The sequence below is a fragment of the Leifsonia xyli subsp. cynodontis DSM 46306 genome, from assembly GCF_000470775.1.
In the GTDB taxonomy this organism is placed as follows: Bacteria; Actinomycetota; Actinomycetes; order Actinomycetales; family Microbacteriaceae; genus Leifsonia; species Leifsonia cynodontis.
The window spans coordinates 1,945,034-1,961,716 of sequence record NC_022438.1 but is presented as its reverse complement, the minus strand read 5'-3'; the positions used below and the strand labels follow the sequence as shown (position 1 = coordinate 1,961,716).

The 16,683-nt window shown below is 69.0% G+C and carries 11 protein-coding genes and 3 pseudogenes; 3 read left to right on the top strand and 11 right to left on the bottom strand.

All coding sequences use genetic code 11. The annotated features are described in order from the left end of the window. Nucleotides 1-306 precede the first annotated feature (306 nt). The 9 genes and pseudogenes from O159_RS09360 to O159_RS09320 form a co-directional block, all read right to left on the bottom strand. Nucleotides 307-2,826 carry a penicillin-binding protein gene (locus tag O159_RS09360; protein ID WP_021755560.1) on the bottom strand — a complete coding sequence of 840 codons (2,520 nt, stop codon included), beginning with the start codon at nt 2,824-2,826 and terminating at the stop codon, nt 307-309. A gap of 991 nt (nt 2,827-3,817) precedes the next feature. Further along, nucleotides 3,818-4,816: pseudogene (locus O159_RS09355) on the bottom strand (IS481 family transposase). Between the two features lie 86 nt (nt 4,817-4,902). Next, nucleotides 4,903-6,402: an alpha/beta hydrolase gene (locus tag O159_RS13330; protein ID WP_169725683.1), complete on the bottom strand. Its 1,500-nt coding sequence runs from the start codon at nt 6,400-6,402 to the stop codon at nt 4,903-4,905. Between the two features lie 771 nt (nt 6,403-7,173). Further along, nucleotides 7,174-8,013, bottom strand: a complete 840-nt coding sequence (locus tag O159_RS09345; protein ID WP_021755558.1) for an SDR family NAD(P)-dependent oxidoreductase — start codon at nt 8,011-8,013, stop codon at nt 7,174-7,176. Next, a complete protein-coding gene (locus O159_RS09340; protein ID WP_021755557.1) occupies nt 8,010-8,375 on the bottom strand; it encodes a hypothetical protein in 366 nt (121 codons plus the stop codon). The genes O159_RS09345 and O159_RS09340 overlap by 4 nt, the downstream gene beginning before the upstream one ends. 2 nt (nt 8,376-8,377) lie before the next feature. Next, nucleotides 8,378-9,829: pseudogene (locus tag O159_RS09335) on the bottom strand (dihydrolipoyl dehydrogenase family protein). A 68-nt stretch (nt 9,830-9,897) separates the two neighbouring features. After that, nucleotides 9,898-10,683, bottom strand: coding sequence for a crotonase/enoyl-CoA hydratase family protein (locus tag O159_RS09330; RefSeq protein WP_021755554.1), 786 nt, complete (start codon nt 10,681-10,683; stop codon nt 9,898-9,900). Between the two features lie 39 nt (nt 10,684-10,722). Further along, nucleotides 10,723-11,666 (bottom strand): annotated as a pseudogene (locus O159_RS09325) (arginase family protein). After that, nucleotides 11,663-12,373, bottom strand: a complete 711-nt coding sequence (locus O159_RS09320; protein ID WP_021755551.1) for a TPM domain-containing protein — start codon at nt 12,371-12,373, stop codon at nt 11,663-11,665. The pseudogene O159_RS09325 and the gene O159_RS09320 overlap by 4 nt, the downstream one beginning before the upstream one ends. Nucleotides 12,374-12,526: 153 nt before the next feature. On the opposite strand from O159_RS09320, the gene O159_RS09315 reads away from it, so the two are divergent. Then, nucleotides 12,527-13,258, top strand: a complete 732-nt coding sequence (locus O159_RS09315) for a gamma-glutamyl-gamma-aminobutyrate hydrolase family protein (protein WP_021755550.1) — start codon at nt 12,527-12,529, stop codon at nt 13,256-13,258. A 30-nt stretch (nt 13,259-13,288) separates the two neighbouring features. Here O159_RS09315 and O159_RS09310 read toward each other — a convergent pair whose 3' ends face one another. Next, on the bottom strand, nt 13,289-14,284 hold the full coding sequence (locus O159_RS09310) for an SDR family oxidoreductase (protein WP_021755549.1): 996 nt from the start codon (nt 14,282-14,284) through the stop codon (nt 13,289-13,291). Nucleotides 14,285-14,534: 250 nt separating this feature from the next. Here O159_RS09310 and msrB point away from each other — a divergent pair, with 250 nt between their 5' ends. Both msrB and msrA read left to right on the top strand, forming a co-directional pair. Then, nucleotides 14,535-15,002 carry a peptide-methionine (R)-S-oxide reductase MsrB gene (msrB, locus tag O159_RS09305; RefSeq protein ID WP_021755548.1) on the top strand — a complete coding sequence of 156 codons (468 nt, stop codon included), beginning with the start codon at nt 14,535-14,537 and terminating at the stop codon, nt 15,000-15,002. Further along, the gene (gene msrA / locus O159_RS09300) at nt 14,999-15,508 is read left to right on the top strand and encodes a peptide-methionine (S)-S-oxide reductase MsrA (RefSeq protein WP_021755547.1); all 510 of its coding nucleotides are present in this window, start codon (nt 14,999-15,001) and stop codon (nt 15,506-15,508) included. Before msrB ends, msrA begins: the two co-directional genes overlap by 4 nt. A 10-nt stretch (nt 15,509-15,518) precedes the next feature. On the opposite strand, the gene rlmC is transcribed toward msrA, so the two are convergent. Then, nucleotides 15,519-16,649, bottom strand: coding sequence for a 23S rRNA (uracil(747)-C(5))-methyltransferase RlmC (gene rlmC / locus O159_RS09295; RefSeq protein WP_043993675.1), 1,131 nt, complete (start codon nt 16,647-16,649; stop codon nt 15,519-15,521). Nucleotides 16,650-16,683: the final 34 nt, after the last annotated feature.

Below are 16,683 nucleotides of genomic sequence, written 5' to 3'. Positions count from 1 at the left end.
CCCGGGAGACCGGACGCTGCCACTCCCCTGCCGTTTTCCGCGCCTCGGGGTTCATCGAAGAACCAGTAAATGTATTTTCGGTGTGACTTTAACTTTTGTTTTCTTTTTAGTCAAGAACCCTCAGACCCAAGACCGCTTGCCAGTCGACAGCGTGGTCTCTCTGCCGGTCGACAGCGTGGTCTGCTCCGGCGATCCACTCATCGGCTCGCGGAGCGAGGATCGAGCGTCCGCGCCCAGCAGCCCCCGAGCCGATTCAGGCGGGGCGTGGCTCGGGACGGTGGCCGGGCAGCCGTCCCGCCGCTCCGGTCACCCGCCGCCGTTCCCGCCCCAGCCGCCGTTCCCATTGCCGCCGCCGACGCCCGCGTGGCCGCTCCGGTCCGTCGGCTGCGGCGTCGGGGTGTCCGTGGGCGGACCGGTCGGGACCGCCGGTCCCTGCCCCGAACTCACCTGGATCGTGATCGACGCCCCGGCCTCCGCCATGGTCCCGGCCGCCGGGTCCGTGCCGGCGACCATCCCGGCCGGCTGGTAGCTCATGACCGGGATCGGGTCGGCCGCCACGACCAGCCCCAGCCCCTGAAGGAGATCCCGGGCGTCCGCGAAGGTCTTGCCGGAGACATCCGGGACGCTGATTCTGTTCCCGTAGAGCGCGATGTCCCCCGGCTTCGGGAAATCGACGCCGCCGTAGACCTTGTCGAGCGCCTTCTGGATGGGTTTCACGATCGAGAACTTGACATTGCCCCCGCCGATGCCGTGGAAGCTGAGGCTCCGCAGCGGCGTCGAACCGGAGACGTTGCCGACCCAGGTGGCCTGCGCGACTTTGGTGGTGGAGGTGATGAGCCAGTTCTGCAAAGAGTCGTCAGTGGTCCCGGTCTTACCGAGGACCGGTGTGCCGTCCCAGGGATTGGCGCTCGTCGCCGTCCCGTTCTTCATCACGCCCTGAAGCGCGTAGTCGACGTCGGCGGCGATGTCCTTGCCGAGACCCTGCGTACATGTGGTCGGACTGACCTTGTGCTCGGTTCCATCCGCGTTGAGCACCTTGTCGATGGCGACGGGAGTGCAGACGCTGCCGCCGTTGGCGATGCCCGCGTAGGCGATGGCCATCGTCAGCGGGGAGACGGTGTTGGTGCCGAGGATCATCGACGGGTAGGAGTTCAGCGTCCCGCGGGTCGCCGCCGTGTGGACGCCGAGGGATTTCGCGGCCTTCAGGATGGAGCAGAGGTCGGTCTTGGTCGCCATCATCGCGAAAGCCGAGTTGACCGACTCCGCCGTCGCCGACATCACAGAGAGACGGTTCGCCGATCCCTCGTCGTTCTGCACCGGCCAGGGCGGACCGGAGACGCTGCCACAGCTGTTCGAGAAGTCGGACATCGGGAACAGGTGCTGCGAGGCGTCCACACTCTCGTATAGCGAATGCCCGGCTTCCAGCCACGCCGCCAGGTCGAACGCCTTGAAGGTCGATCCCGTCTGGAACCCCTGCGATCCTCCGTACGCCTCATCGGTGTTGTAGTTCACCGCCGTCGTGCCGTCCGCTGGCTGATCCGTGTTGTTGAACGCACGGTTCTGGACCATCGTCACGATGCGCCCGGTGCCGAGCTCCACCGAGACATTGGACGCCCCGAGGTCGATGCCCGACCGCGAGGCGGGGATGTACTTGCTGAGCGACTGCTGCGCCACCGCCTGCAAGTCGAGGTTCAGCGTCGTGTAGATCTTCAGCCCACCGCGGTTCAGCGTACCCCAGCGATCGTCGCTCGTCTTGCCGTAAGCGGAGTCGTTGAGGATGACATCGCGCACGTAGTCGCAGAAGAACGCCGCGTTGTAGTGGGCCGCGGCAGCGCATCCCGAACTGGACGGCGTGATCGCCGGCTGGACCGGCGTCTTCTGGGCCGCATCCCGATCGGCCGCCGTGATCTTGTGGTTCACGTACATCCGGTCGAGCACGTAGTCGCGCCGGTCCCTCGTCAGCTCGTACCCGTTGGCAGCCCCGTTGTCCTTGTTGCCCGGCTCATCGACCCGCAGATTGGCCGGGTTGTTCACCATCGCCACCAGGGTCGCGGCCTGCGGGAGCGTAAGGTCCTTGGCCGCGACGCCGAAGTAGTAGGCCGCCGCGGCCTGGATGCCATAGACCTGCCCGCCGAAGCCGACCACGTTCAGATAGCCCAGCAGGATGTCCTTCTTGCTGTACTTCTTCCCCAGCCCGACCGCGTAGCGCATCTCCTGGATCTTCCGCTGCAGTGTCGCCCCCGCCGCATCGTCGTAGCACGCCTGCACCTTCTTCTGATCGGTCAGCGCCTCGCACTTCTCGACCTCGACGTTCTTCACATACTGCTGCGTGATGGAGGAACCACCCTGCAAGCTCCCGCCCACCAGCGTCGAGAGGGCGCCGCGGATCGTGCCGAACAGATCCACTGCGCCTTCGGAGTAGAAACGCGGGTCCTCGACGGCGACCGCCGCGTCCTTGACCGACTGCGCGATGTCCGCCCAGCCGACATCCCGCCGATTCTGCGCGTAGAACTGCGCGATCGGCACATCCTGCCCGCCCTGCTTCGCGTACAGGGTCGAATTCTGCGCGAACTCCTGGATCTTCAGGTCGCCGGGAAGCTGGTTGAAGTCCGCGATGCCCGCCGCAGCCGCGACGCTCGCCCCCAAGACGCCGGGGAGAAGGAGAAGAGAGGTGAGCACTGCGGCGACCACGGCGAGGCTGAGGAACTGCAAGACGGCACGGCGCTGCGTCCGCGGCGTCGGCAGCTCGAACCACTTGAGCGGCTCGATACGCTGGTTGATCGCTTGCAGGTGCGAGTTGTCGGGGAAACGCTCGGAGGTCGGCACGCGACTACCGTTCCAGGCCGGGCTGGGCACAGGGTTGATGCGCGGGGCGGGAAGATGCGGAGGTTCTCAGGAAGAGGGTGGCGGGACGGCATGCCGGGGCGCCGAGTCGATGCGGCGAGAGCTCCCGCGCCCTCCACGGCAGGGCCGCGCAAACGGGACCGCCACGAAGCCTCTCCTCGCTTCCGGGGCCGCAGGACGCTCTCCGCTCCGCAGACTCGGCTGTCGCTCGCATCGGCGTACCCTGTGCCGCGTGGATGTGATGACGTGGCTCCTCGACGGCGACCCCGCGATCCGCTGGCAGGTCCGGCGCGATCTTCTGGACGACCCCGCTGGGGCGAGCGCCGACCGTACACTCGTGGAGACGACAGGATGGGGCGCGGAGCTCCTCGACGCCCAGACTCCCAGCGGCGACTGGGGTCACGGCGCGTGGAGCCCGGAGGGCCTGCTCGGCGTGGACGATGCGATGCTGCTGCTCGCGCTGCTCGGCGCGACCGGCCCGCGGACGTGGGCGGCGGCGGCCCGGGTGAAGGCGGGTGTGGACTGGGGCGAAGAATGGTGGAACTGTCCTTTCTTCGACGGCGAGGTCGAAGCATGCATCAACGCGCGCGTTCTCACCGCGGGCGCACACGTCGGCGAAGCCAGCGAGCTGATCGTCACACGGTTGCTGGAGGAACAGCAGGATGACGGCGGCTGGAACTGCTTCGCGGAGACGCGCGAACAGCCGGGATCGTTCCACAGCACGATCTGCGCGCTGGAGGGGCTGACCGCCTACCGGGACACAGACGGGCCTTCCCCGGTCGGGACGGCGATCGGACGCGGACAGGAGTACCTGCTGTCGCGCTCGCTGATGCGCCGGAGACGGGACGGATCGCTGATCTCGGAAGCGTGGCTGGACTTCCGCTTCCCCTTCTCCTGGCACTACGACGTGCTGCGCGGGCTGGACTCCCTGCGCGCAGCGGGCGTCGCGGCGGACCCGCGAGCGGCGGCGGCGCTAGGTGTGTTTCTCAGGGACGTTGGTCAATCTGCTGATGGGTGGCTGGCTGCCGATGGCGGTGTGGGGCCTGTGGTGATTGTAGGAGTGCAGCCAGGCCGGGAGTGCGTTGCGGCGGGCTGATTCGGAGTTGTAGTGCCGGGCGTATGCCCAGCCGTCGGCGAGGGTGCGGTGGAAGCGTTCGATCTTGCCGTTCGTCTGCGGATGGTAGGGCCGGGTGCGTTTCGGTTGGATGCTGAGCTCGGCGCAAGCGTCGCGCCAGGCGTATGAGCGGTATGCGGAGCCGTTGTCGGAGAGCACCTGTTCGACGGTGACGCCACGGCTGGCGAACCAGCCGACCGCTCGACGCAGAACAGCGATTGCAGTGGCGGCGGTTTCGTCGTCGTGGATCTCGGCGTAAGCGACACGGGAGTGATCGTCGATGACGGTATGAACGAACGCTGTGCCGGTGATCATGTCGCCGGTGATCCCGTGTTTCCCGGTCCGCTTCGCGGTGATGGCCTTGTTCCGCTCTCCCTGGAGACGTCCGACGTAGCGCCAGCCGCCACCGTCGGGGATGTTGCCGAGTTTCTTGATGTCGACGTGGATCATCGATCCGGGATGCTCGTGCTCGTAGCGGCGGGCGGGTTCGCCGGTGCGGACGTCGACGTGGCTGAGCCGATTGATCCGGCACCGGGAGAGGACCGTGTGAACGGTCGAGGCGGGCATGCCGAGCTGGGCGCCGATACCGACTGGTCCCAGCCGCTTCTTCCACCGCAGATGCACGACCTTGCGGACCAGTCTTCGCGGGGTCTTGTTCGGGCTGTGATGCGGCCGTGACGAACGGTCCAGCATTCCCGCCTCGCCCATCTCCACGTAACGACGAGCCCATCGGTCCCCGGTGCGTCAGGACACTCGGAAGTAGGTCGCCGCCGCAGCAACGGACCAGCCGTCGTCGACGACTTGGCGGGCCAGGCGGAGGCATTCGCGAGGAGTCAAAGAAGCATTAGCGTGGGTCACGAGGACCTCCTAAGTCATCGAGTGCAGGGAAACTAGACAGCCCCACTCTCGACCGGGAGGTCCTCACCCATCTATCGCGTCACACCTCAACCAACGTCCCTGAGCAGCACACCACAAAGGCACCCCTTCTCATTCTCTACTTGCAAACCCTTCTGAAAGTTCGTCGGCCCCAAAGGCGCATACGGTGTGATCGACCCGGTCTTCCCGGAAACCGCCCGGGCCGTGTTCGCCAACGACTCCGTCTCGTAATCGAAGTACCCTGCTTCAGGGCCGTCGTCGCTGAGCAGCGGACCGTGGTCGGTCACGCTGCTGCCGGAGTCGCCTCCGGTTTCGACGCCGAACGCCTGGGAACCGAAGTCGGGGGCCAGCGGGTTGACCCGGTGGTCACGACTACCGTCTCTGCCGATCCACGCCCACGGATCCCCGCTTTCGGTCTCTCCGAGGAACTTGTCGCGAGCATGACCCGAATACACCGCCCCCGCGTTCAGATCGGCCACCGACCGCACACTGTCCGGAAGCCCGGCCGACCCCAACGTCACGAACGTGTCCACCCGGACCCCAGGCTGGGAAAGCGCGACAGCGGCAGTGGTCGTGCCATACGAGTGGGCGACCACCGACAACCGCGGCAGCGCCCCACCCCGCACCGCACCCAAACCTCCCAACGTCGACGCGAGCTTGGTGCCGCCCGCCACCGCCCGATTCACGTTCAGCACCCCGAAGTCCGGATCGCCAACGCTCGGCGACGGCGGGGTCTTGTAGCCGATCCAGGCGACCACCGCACTGTCCACCGGGAGAAGCGCATACAGGTTCTGTGCCGCTTTCGCCCACCCCGTCATCCCGTGGGTCGTGGTCCCCATCCCGGGGACGGCGTAACTCACCGTCGTGGCCGTGTCCAGATCCCCGATCGCGACCGCCGCCAACGGCGGACGATCACCCGTCAGAGCGATGAGGAAGCGCGACGCCCGGCCTTCCCTCGTCTGCAACGCGGCGCGGATGTTCTTCAGCGCCTTCAACTGCTCCTCCGCGTCCCGGAGGGTGTGCTTCATCGCCAGCACCCCGGGCAGCAAAGGCCCGTCAACGACCGAGCTGTCACCAACACGAGCCCTCAACCCGGCGATCTGCTTCTCCATCCCCGCGATCGCAGCAGCCAAAGCACGCCGATTCGCCTCGTCCCGGGCAGCATAGGGAATGCCCTCCACGTTCCCGAACAGGTCCGGGAATGCGGTCAACAACAACTCCTGACGCGCGGAGAAACCACCACCAGCACCCACCGCCGGGCCCAGACCGTGCCACCACGTGTCGACCGCCACCGGATCCACCGACGACAACCGGGCCCGCAAGACCGGAGAAGCCGCCAGCAACGCCCGCAACTCGACAGCCGTGAGCGTTCCGAAAGCCGCCAGCAGGCCTTCATCGCTCAACGGGTGGACCGCGGTCGCGACAAGGTCCAGAGCATGATCCGAGAGCGTGCCGCCACCGGCAGCGTCGAACGCCGCAGCGACCTGCTCGATCCAGAGCGCATCGGCCCGGCTCTCCGCCAACAGCCGCTCGAACCCATACAGGAACGTCGCCGACTCCACCGGCACCCACGAACACGACGCGACAAACGCCGACCACGCATCCCGCAACGCCACCAACCGCCGCGCCATACCCGCATCACTCGCACGAGTCCGCGACACGAAAACCCGCAACCTGTCCGGGACCGCCGAACTCCTCCCCGACGACGCACCACCCGAGGTGCGGTTCCGCTCCCGCGGCGAGAAGGCAGCCGAGACCACCGGAGGCCGCACCGCCACCTCCGAGGACCGCGGATCAAAGAACCCATCAATACCGGCACCGACCACACCCAACGCGTCCGCAGTCGCACGACGGCGCTCACGCCCCGCCTCCCGCTCACGCCACCCACTCAGATCTCTCTGCCGCTTCCGCTCCTCCCCCACCCTGAGCACCGCAGCCTCGACCTGCTCAGCGAGACTATAGAGCACACCAGCGAGCCTGCCCCGATCCGCCGCTTCGATGACGGCAGCAGCGGTGAAGAGACCGGCATAACGGCCGGAGAAATCATGAACGGCCGTCTCCACAGCACCACGACGGAGAACCCCCTCGCCGCGAAGCTCCTCGTCCAGCCCACGACAAACACGAATCAACACCATCGCCACGGCCTCATCAAACCGCACCACCAGCCCAACCCCCTCAACACCGCATTCCCCCGAACGACAACACACTACCCACCAAAAATCACAAGTATCAACCACTCACCCATCACCACACCAGGCCACACACAGCGGCACGCCGCATCACACCCAGAAGGTCCCACCCATCACACGACTCTCGACCACCCTGTCTGGGCAGTACACCTAGCCTTGCCGAACCCCCACGATGCGCTCCGTCACCGTCCACAGCTCGCGGCCGAGCTGTGCGTCCCTGGCTTGTTCGCTCCGTTTTCCGTTGGCGCGGAAGCGGTCGAAGTAGGTGCCGGTCGGTGCGCCGACCTCCGCTTCCGCGGCCAGGCGTTCGAGGGGAGCCGCCCCGGCCGCCGGGGCGATTCCGTATCGGCCGCCGGTGATCGCTGCGCCGAGACGGATGAGGGGAGAGGTGGCGCCGAAGTTGGTGACGACGAATCCGGGGTGGAAAGAGTAGGCGGCGATGCCGGTGCCGGTGAGGAGTTCGGCGAGCCGCTCGGTGAAGAGGATGGTGGCGATCTTCGCGGCGCCGTAGGCGGGCCAGCCTCCGCGCCAGGGGCGGCGTGACCAGTCGAGGTCGTCGAGGCGGAGATCGCCGAAGCGGTGGGCGACGCTGGCGGTCGCGATGATGCGGACATCGCGGCCGAGGCTCGCGGTGTGACGAAGGCGGGGGAGCAGCAGGGCGGTGAGGAACGGGGCGAAGTGGTTGGCCTGCAGGGTGCGCTCGTGGCCGTCGGCGGTTCGTTCGCGGCGGTGGTTCAGACCGCCGGCGTTGTTGGCGAGGACGTCGATGGTCTCGTACCTCTCGAGGAGGGCGCCGGCGAGCGCCCGGACATCGTCGAGGCGGTCGAAGTCGGCGAGGAAAGGGGTCCCGCCGATCGGTTCGGCGACGGCTCTCGTGCGCTCGGGGTTCCGGCCGACGACGGCCACTCGATCCCCGGCGGCCGCGAGGTTCGCGGCCGCGACGGCGCCGATGCCCGAGCTCGCACCGGTGATGACGACGGTCCGGGTCACCGGTAGCCGCCCTTCTCGAGGCCGGCCTCGATCTCGAACCGATTGCGGAGCGGGTCGCACCCGGCTCGCAGGTAGAGGAACGGGAACAGCATCCCGTATCGCTGCCACTGCCGCTTGTGGACGGCCTCGTGATCCAGGATGTCGTCCGACACATTCTGATCGGTCAGGTAGCACGCGCCGACGCAGGAACCGCCGCGACCGAACAGGCCCTTCGGCAGACCGCGGAACACGAACAGACCGCTGCGGCGTTCGATGCGTCCGGTGCTCCAGAGGAAGCCCCAGACGAGGCCGACCGCACTGGCGTAGAGGTAGCCGAGCCGGCTGATCGGCGAATCGAGGAGCAGCCGGGAGAGCAGTGGCATCCTCACTCCTCCGGCCGGCCGTACGACTCGAGCAGCCGGAGCCAGAACTCGCTGATGGTCGGGTACGACGGAACGGCGTGCCAGAGCCGGTCGAGCGGGACCTCGCCGACGATCGCGACCGTGGCCGAGTGGAGGAGCTCGCCGACATCCTGGCCGACGAAGGTCACACCGAGGACGACCTTCCGGTCTTCGTCCACGACCATCCGCGCGTGGCCTTCGTAGTTGTCCGCGACGACGGAGGCTCCGCTGACGCTCCCGAGCGGGTAGTCGACGACGCGGATGCGTTAGCCGGCCTTCTTCGCCGCCGACGCGGTGAGCCCGGCCGAGGCGACCTCGGGGTCGGTGAACGTCACCTGGGGGGACGGCTCGGTGATCGGCCGTCGCGGCGAAAGCGCTCCACGGCGCGAGGGTGAGGTCGCGGCCCTTCGCCCGCGCCGCGATCGCGTCGCCGGCGGCGCGGGCCTGGTACTTGCCCTGGTGGGTGAGCAGCGCGCGGTGGTTGACGTCGCCGACGCCGTAGAGCCAGCCCTCCGCGACGGGCTCGCCGTGCTCGTCCACGACGCGCATGCTGTCGTCGACAGCCAGCCAGTCTCCGTCTTCGATGCCGAAGGCGTGCAGCCCGAGACCGCCGGTGCGGGGGACATGGCCGGTCGCGACGAGCAGCTCATCCGTCTCGACGGTGGTGCCGTCGTCCAGCTGGAGACGGAACCGGCCGCCGTCGCTGCGCTCGACCGCGGTGGGCGCCGTGTCCAGGTGCAGGGTCGCGCCGAGTTCGCGCAGGGCGGTGGCCACCGCCTCGCCGGCGAACGGTTCGTTCCCGCTGAGGAGGCCGCCGCGGGAGACGAGGTGGACCTCGGCACCGAGTCCGGCGTACGCGGTCGCCATCTCCGTGCCGACCACCCCGCCACCGAGGATCGCGAGCGACGCCGGAATCCGCTCTGCGCTCGTCGCGTCGCGGCTGGTCCACGGCCCGGAGTCGCGCAGCCCGGGGATGTCCGGCAGCAGTGCGGCCGAGCCCGTGCATACCGCGCCGCGTGCTTCGCCGTGAGCACGCTCACGGCGCCGTCTTCGTCGGTGACGGTGACTTCTCGTGGCGCGGTGATCGTCGCCCGCCCGCGCACGAGGTCGATGCCTGCGCTCGTCAGCCAGTCGACCTGGCCGTCGTCCTTCCAGGCGCTCGTCATGACGTCGCGGCGCTTCAGCACCGTCGTCTGATCGAGGGCCCCGGTCACCGCCTCGTGCGCGCCGCCTACCCGCTGGGCCGCGCGCAGCGCCGCAGCGGAGCGCAACAGCGCCTTCGAGGGCATGCACGCCCAGTACGAGCATTCGCCTCCGACGAGCTCGGCTTTCACGATGACCGTGCGCATCCCGCCCTGGGCGGTCCGGTCCGCCACGTTCTCGCCGATCGCGCCGGCTCCGATCACGATGACGTCGTACTCGGCGGGTGTGGTCATTCTTCCTCCTGCTTGTCGAGCTGTGCGGTGGGACGGGTGAGAACGAGAGCGGATGGCCGGACCCGCTGCTACCGCCTCACGAACCGCGCCTCCGTTCGCGTCAGGAAAGCGTCCATCCTGATCCGGGCGTCTTCGCTTCCCGCCAGCCGGACCAGCTCCTCCGGCAGATCGGCCTCCGCCACGGCGTCCCCCTCGCGGACGGCCGTCTTAGCGTTGCGCAGCGCCGCCTGTACCGCGAGCGGAGCCTGGGCGGCGATGCGCTCCGCGATGCCGAGCGCCGCCGCCAGCTGTTCGCCGTCGTCGACGATCTCCTGGACGAGGCCGATGCGGTGGGCCTCTACGGCGTCGAAGGTGTCGCCGGTGAGGATGTGGCGCATGGCATCGCCCCACCCCGCGGCGCGCGGAAAGCGGATGGTCGCGCCACCGAACGGCAGGATGCCGCGGGTGACCTCGATCTGGCCGAACACGGTTCCGCGTGCGGCGACCGCGATGTCGGAGGCGAGGACGAGTTCGACTCCGAGCGTGAGGCAGGTGCCCTGGACGGCGATGACGACGGGCTTGCTGAGGGAGCGGCCGGAGACCTGCCAGGGGTCGATGCCGGTCTCGGAGACGAACGAGAGTCCGCCGCTGCCGATGCGCGGGCCGAGGTCGGCGAGGTCGAGACCGGCTGTGAAGTGGTCCCCGACGGCGTGGACGACGCCGACGCGCAGTTCCGGATTCCGTTCGAGCTCGCCGTAGGCCTCGGCGAGAGCGGTCAGCAGCTCGCCGTCCGCAGCGTTGCGCTTCTCCGGCCGGTTGAAGCCGATCAGCAGGATGTGTCCTCGCCGTTCGGTCAGGATTTTGGGCTCGGTCATCCTCTCAAGCTACCGCCGGGCTGGACAGGAGTCATCCGGTCACGGCGCATCTGTGGACAAGCGTTGCGGGCCGGACGCTGTGGAGGAAGGAGCGTCCGGGGAAACGGGGGCGACCGGAGCGTCAGGGGTGCGCGGACCCGGGACCGGTCCCGTCAGCGCGCCCAGAACCCGCAGGATCACCGGCAGATCCCGGACCGCCGCCTCCGGCGACTCCGGGGCGAACTCCGTCACCGCCGCCCCGGCCAGCTCAAACCGCGCCCGCAGCGCCCGGATGGCATCGCACAACTGCTCCGTCGTCACCCCGAACGGTTCGGGAGACCAGATCCCGTCCACCACCGCCGGGTCGAGCACATCCAGGTCGATGTGCAGATACACCGAGGTCGCTCCGGAGGCCGCGACGGCGCGGACGAGGGTGTCCGGGTCATCGAAGTCGCCCGGTTCGACGACCCGGATGCCGCTCTTGGCCACGAAGGCCGACTCGCCCTCGTCCAGTGCGCGCTCCCGGCGAGCACGACGGAGGACGGCTTGAGGACAGCCGAGCCGGTCGAGGCGAGTCCCTCCGGTCCGTCGCCGAGGAGGGCGCGCAGCGCTATTCCGTGAAACGCCCCCGACGGCGAGGTGGCGACGTCCTTCAGATCGCCGTGTGCGTCGAACCACACGAGCGCGAGCGCGTCCCCGGGATGAGCGGAAGCCGCGTGCTGGATGCTCGCCAAGTCCGCGCTGCCGTCTCCGCCGACCGTCACGACCGGCTCCGCGATCACCTCGACCTCCGCGGCGGCCAGCTCGCGGATCGCGGTGAGCGACGAGTACCGCTGCACCCCGGTCCCGAGCGCCTCGTCGGCCGCCGCCGGAACGGTCACGACATGGGTCCGCGAGACCGGGAGGTCGCCGAGGATGGCTTCCGCGCCGTCGATCAGGCGCATGGCCCGCGACGAACCGGAACCCTGCCATTGCGGGATGACCAGGAATGACGCGCCGCTCATCCATTCTCCTTCTGAGTCAGCTCCGGACCGAGAAGCGGATCTCCGTCCCGGCGTGTGCGGCGTCGTGGCCATGGGGGCGGCTGTCCGGGCTCCGCGCCTCCGGCGGCCTTCTTCTTCCGCCGCCGGCGAACGACGAAGAGCGCAGCGCCGCCGATGAGGATCGCGCCGAGGAGGGACACCACGAGCAGAGCGGGCCCGCCGCCCCCGCCGCCGCCCGCGTCCCCGAGCCCCTGAGCGGCGGCGATGGCCGCACCGGCCCAATCGGAGCCGTGCAGCCGGGGTTCGATGTCGTTCTGCTCGATCCTGTCCAGCCGGTCGTCGTCGACCGGGCCGATGTCGTCGCCGGAGAGAGCGTAGGCGTGCCCGTTGGCCGCGATGGCGAGCAGATAGTCCGTCGGACCGAGGCCGCTCTCCGAGGCCGTCTCGTTCGCCCAGTCCTCGGCGTCCCCCGGGTCGGTGAACCGGTCGACGAAGACGACGTAGAGGTCGAGCTTGTGGTCCGTGTGGAGCTTCTTCGCGGCGTTCTCGATGCGTTTGGTCTCGCCGCGGCTGAGCACACCGGCCTGGTCCAGGACGTGGCTGCTGCCCAGGGAGACGGGGTCCTGGGTCGAGACGGACCGCGGAGCCGAAGCCGATTCAGCGGAGGATGCGGCGGACGCTCCCGCGAACACCGCGGGGATCACCGCCAGCCCGGCCGCAAGCAGCATCCCGGTCAGCACTCGTCGCAAGCCCGCGCACCCCGCTTTCCGAACTCTCCGTGGGTTCGAGCCGAGTCTATTGAGCGAGCGGGCCGCTGTCACTGTTGCCGCCTGTTACGGCCCGGGATGCGCGGCCCGGCGGCCGCCCCCAGAATGGGCGGTATGCTCACTTCCGCGCGCACGCTCGCCGTGGTCGAGGCGACGCGATTCCGCGGCCACGATTCGGCGTACCACGCGTACGCGCAACTGCTCGTCGGGGCCGTGCTCGCCGGTGCGGCGGAGGCGGGCTGGACGGTCACGCGCACCGCTGCCGACCGGGGCGCCGATGTCGTGCTCGAGCTCACCGCCGGCGCGGACGCTGTCGTGATCGTCGGCGGCGAGGACATCGCGCCGCGCTTCTACGGCGGACCGAGCGGTTATGCGAACGAAGGGCGGCACCTCGAGACGGCAGACGCGGCGCAGATCGCCCTCGTTCGCCGGGCGGTGGAGCGCAGCGTCCCGCTCATCGGCATCTGCCGGGGACTCCAGATCGTCAATGTGGCGCTCGGTGGAACGCTGGTGCAGGATCTCGGCGACGGCGTCCATGTCAACCAGGGGGCGCCGGTCCCCGATACGCTCACCGATCACGCCGTGCTGCTGGAATCCGGCAGCCGTGTGGAAGCGCTCCTCGGCCCGGTCGCTTGGGTCCGCAGCGCCCACCATCAGGCTGTGGACGCGCTCGGAGCCGGTCTCGTCGTCACCGGCCGCGCTCCGGACGGGCACATCGAGGCGATCGAGCACGAGTCGGCGCCGATCCTCGCTGTCCAGTGGCACCTGGAGGACCCGGGCGCGCCCGCCGGCCAGCTGGCCGCCCTGCTCGGCGCGCTGCGCGTCCCGGCGCTCGCCGTCGGGTGAGCACGGTCGCTGTGCGGTCCTGTGGCCGTGTCACCCGAAAGCCCGTGCGTGCTCCACCAGCCGGTCGAAGGCGGCGTCCAGGTCCGGGTCGAAGCGCTGACGTGAGCTGTCGCCGAGGAACCACTCGACGATCTCGCCCGCACCGCGTGCGAACGGCACCCGGGCCCGGAACTCTGGCACCAGGGCTATGACCTTGCTGTTGTCGAACTGCATGGAGTGGGCTTTGTCGCCGAGCAGGCCGGGACCGAGTTCCGGCACGACCGCAGCGATCGACTCGCTCGCCACATGCACGAGCTCGGCCTCGACGCCGAGCGCCTCGGCCAGGTAGCAGTAGATCTGGTCCCAGGTCGGCGCTTCGTCGGAGGTGATGTGGAACGCGTCGCCCACGGCCTCCGGCCGGCCGAGCAGCCCGGTGAACGCGACCGCGAAGTCGGTGTTGTGCGTGATGGTCCAGCGGCTCGTCCCGTCGCCGTGGACCACCACCGGCGCGCCCCGGCGCATCCGTTCGAGATCGGTCCAGTGCCCGCTCGTCGGGATCATCGTCCGGTCGTACGTGTGCGACGGCCGCACGATCGTGATCGGGAAGCCCCGCTCGCGGTACCCCTCGACGAGCAGGTCTTCGCACGCGATCTTGTCGCGCGAATACTGCCAGAACGGGTTCCGCAGAGGAGTGGACTCCGTCACCGGCAGCCGTGACGGCGGCGTCTGGTAGGCGGACGCCGAGCTGATGAACATGTACTGTCCGACCCGCCCCTCGAACAGATCGAAGTCGATGCGGATGTGCTCGGGCGTGAAAGCGAGGAACTCCGCGGCCACATCGAAGCTCCGCTGTCCGAGGACGGCACGCATGCTCTCCGGGTCCCGGATGTCGGCGTGCAGCGTTTCCACCCCGTCCGGCAGTCGCCGCGGCGTGCTCGACCCCCGGTTCACGACGGTCACCTCGTGTCCCTGTTCCAGCGCCTCCGCGACGCACGCGGAACTGATGACCCCCGTACCGCCGATGAAGAGTACCCGTGTCGCTGCCATCCCCTGCTCCTCTACAATTGTCGCCATCGGCATTCCCCCAGAACCACCAGATTAGTCCGAGCGCGCTCCTGCTCAAGAAGAGGACTTGCTGATATATCATCATATGATGGGAGGTCTCTCGCTGCGCTGGCCGTCCTTCCGCCCCTGCGCTCACAGCGAACTGGCAGGAACACCGGGACCATCCTCGCCCCCTCCGCTGTTCTGTCTCAATGACGGCATCGCAGCCAGCGCGCCCCACCGAGGAGGAACCGTGACACAGGAGTACCGCAAGGATCAGGATGCGATCGGCCGGCTCACCGCCGCGCAGTTCGCGGTCACCCAGGAGTCGGTGACCGAGCCGGCGTTCCGCAACGAGTTCTGGAACAGCCACGAGGCGGGGCTCTACGTCGACATCGTCTCGGGCGAGTCGCTCTTCGCCTCTGTGGACAAATACGACAGCCGCTCGGGGTGGCCGAGCTTCACCGTCCCCGTCGAACCGGGGAACATCGTCGAGAAGACCGATCGGACCTTCGGGATGCTGCGCACCGAAGTGCGTTCCGCGCACGGCGACAGCCACCTGGGCCATCTCTCCGACGACGGCCCCGCCGAGGCCGGCGGGCTGCGCTACTGCATCAACTCCGCCGCGCTCCGTTTCGTCCCGCTCGCCGAACTGGACGAGCAGGGCTACGGCGACTACAAGCGCCTGTTCGAGAATGAGGGAGAAGGAGGGCGACGATGACAGAGAGAGCGATCCTCGCCGGAGGGTGTTTCTGGGGAATGCAGGACCTCATCCGGAAGCGCCCGGGTGTCCTGCGCACCCGCGTCGGGTACACCGGCGGCGATGTCCCGAACGCCACGTACCGCAACCACGGCAGCCACGCCGAGGCCATCGAGATCGAGTTCGACCCGTCGCGCATCGGCTACCGCGACCTGCTCGAGTTCTTCTTCCAGATCCACGACCCCTCGACCGCGAACCGCCAGGGCAACGATGTCGGCGCCAGCTACCGCTCGGCGATCTTCTACGTGGACGAGGAGCAGCGCCGTGTCGCCGAGGAGACCATCGCGGAGGTGGACGCCTCCGGACTCTGGCCCGGCAAGGTCGTCACCGAGGTGAGTCCGGCCGGCCCGTTCTGGGAGGCCGAGCCGGAGCACCAGGACTACCTGGAGCGCATACCGTGGGGCTACACCTGCCACTTCGCGCGTCCGGGCTGGAGGCTCCCGAAGCGCGAGGAAGCGGGGGGCTGAGCCCGGCCGGTCAGACGCGCTCCAGCAGCACCGCCACTTCCAGGTGCGCGGTCTGCGGGAACATGTCGAGCGCGCGGCCGGTCCGGATGCGGTAGCCCGGCATCCGCGCCAGGTCCCGCGCGAGGCTGACCAGGTTGCAACTGGAGTAGACAATGCGCTCCGTCCCGGATCCGTTCAGCCAGTCGGCCAGTTCTGTGCCGATGCCGCGCCGCGGCGGGTTGACGATCGCCAGTTCCGGCGCGCTCCTCGCTCCCCGGGCGAACCCGGTCGCGTCACCCGCCCGGAAGGCCACCTGCGGCAGCCCGGCGGCCTGGGCGCTCGAGCGGGCGCTGCGCACCGCCTCCCGGCTCGCCTCCACGCCGATGACGCGCCGGCCGGGAGCGGCGACGGCCAAAGCGAATCCGCCCACGCCGCAGTAGAGGTCCCACACGCTGGCCGGGTCCGCCGCGTCGACCCACGCGGCGACCTGCGTGTAGAGCTGTTCGGCCACGGCTGTGTTCGTCTGGAAGAAGCTCTGCGGGCGCAGCCGCAGCGGTAAGCCGCCGACGCGCATCACGAGCGATGAGTCGGCTGTCAGCACCACCTCGCGCTCGCCCTCCACCACCGCCTTGTGGTCGGGCTGGATATTGGCCGTGACGACCCGCGCGCTGGGCAGCGCGGCGAGCAGTTCGGGGAGCCGTCTCCGGATGCGCGCCGCGACATCCTCCGAGCGCACGACGAAGCGCACCATCAGCTCGTCGTCGGGGGAGTGTGTGACGAGGATGTGCTTCAGCTCACCGCGCCGCTCGGGCACGCTGTAGGGCACCAGCCGCGCCCGGGCGACGAACTCCGCGAGCGCCGGCAGCGCGGCGCGCACGCCCGGGGTGCAGATACCGCATTCCCGCAGGTCGACGCCGCCTCCGCTGTCGTCCAGGATGCCGATGGTGGGCATGTCCACGGTGCCGCCGACGACCATCTTCGCTTTGTTGCGGTACCCGGACTCGGCGCTCGCGACCGGTGGCAGCCAGCGGGCGTCGGGGGCGGTGAAGGCCGCGCGCAGTTCGCGTGCGCGCGCGTCCTTGCCCGCCAGCTGCTCCCGATAGCCGACGCCCATCAGCGTGCATGACCGGCAGGCTCCCGCGTCGTAGTACGAACAGTCCATTGCGACGACGATTTTACGGGCTGGCGAGGACGCT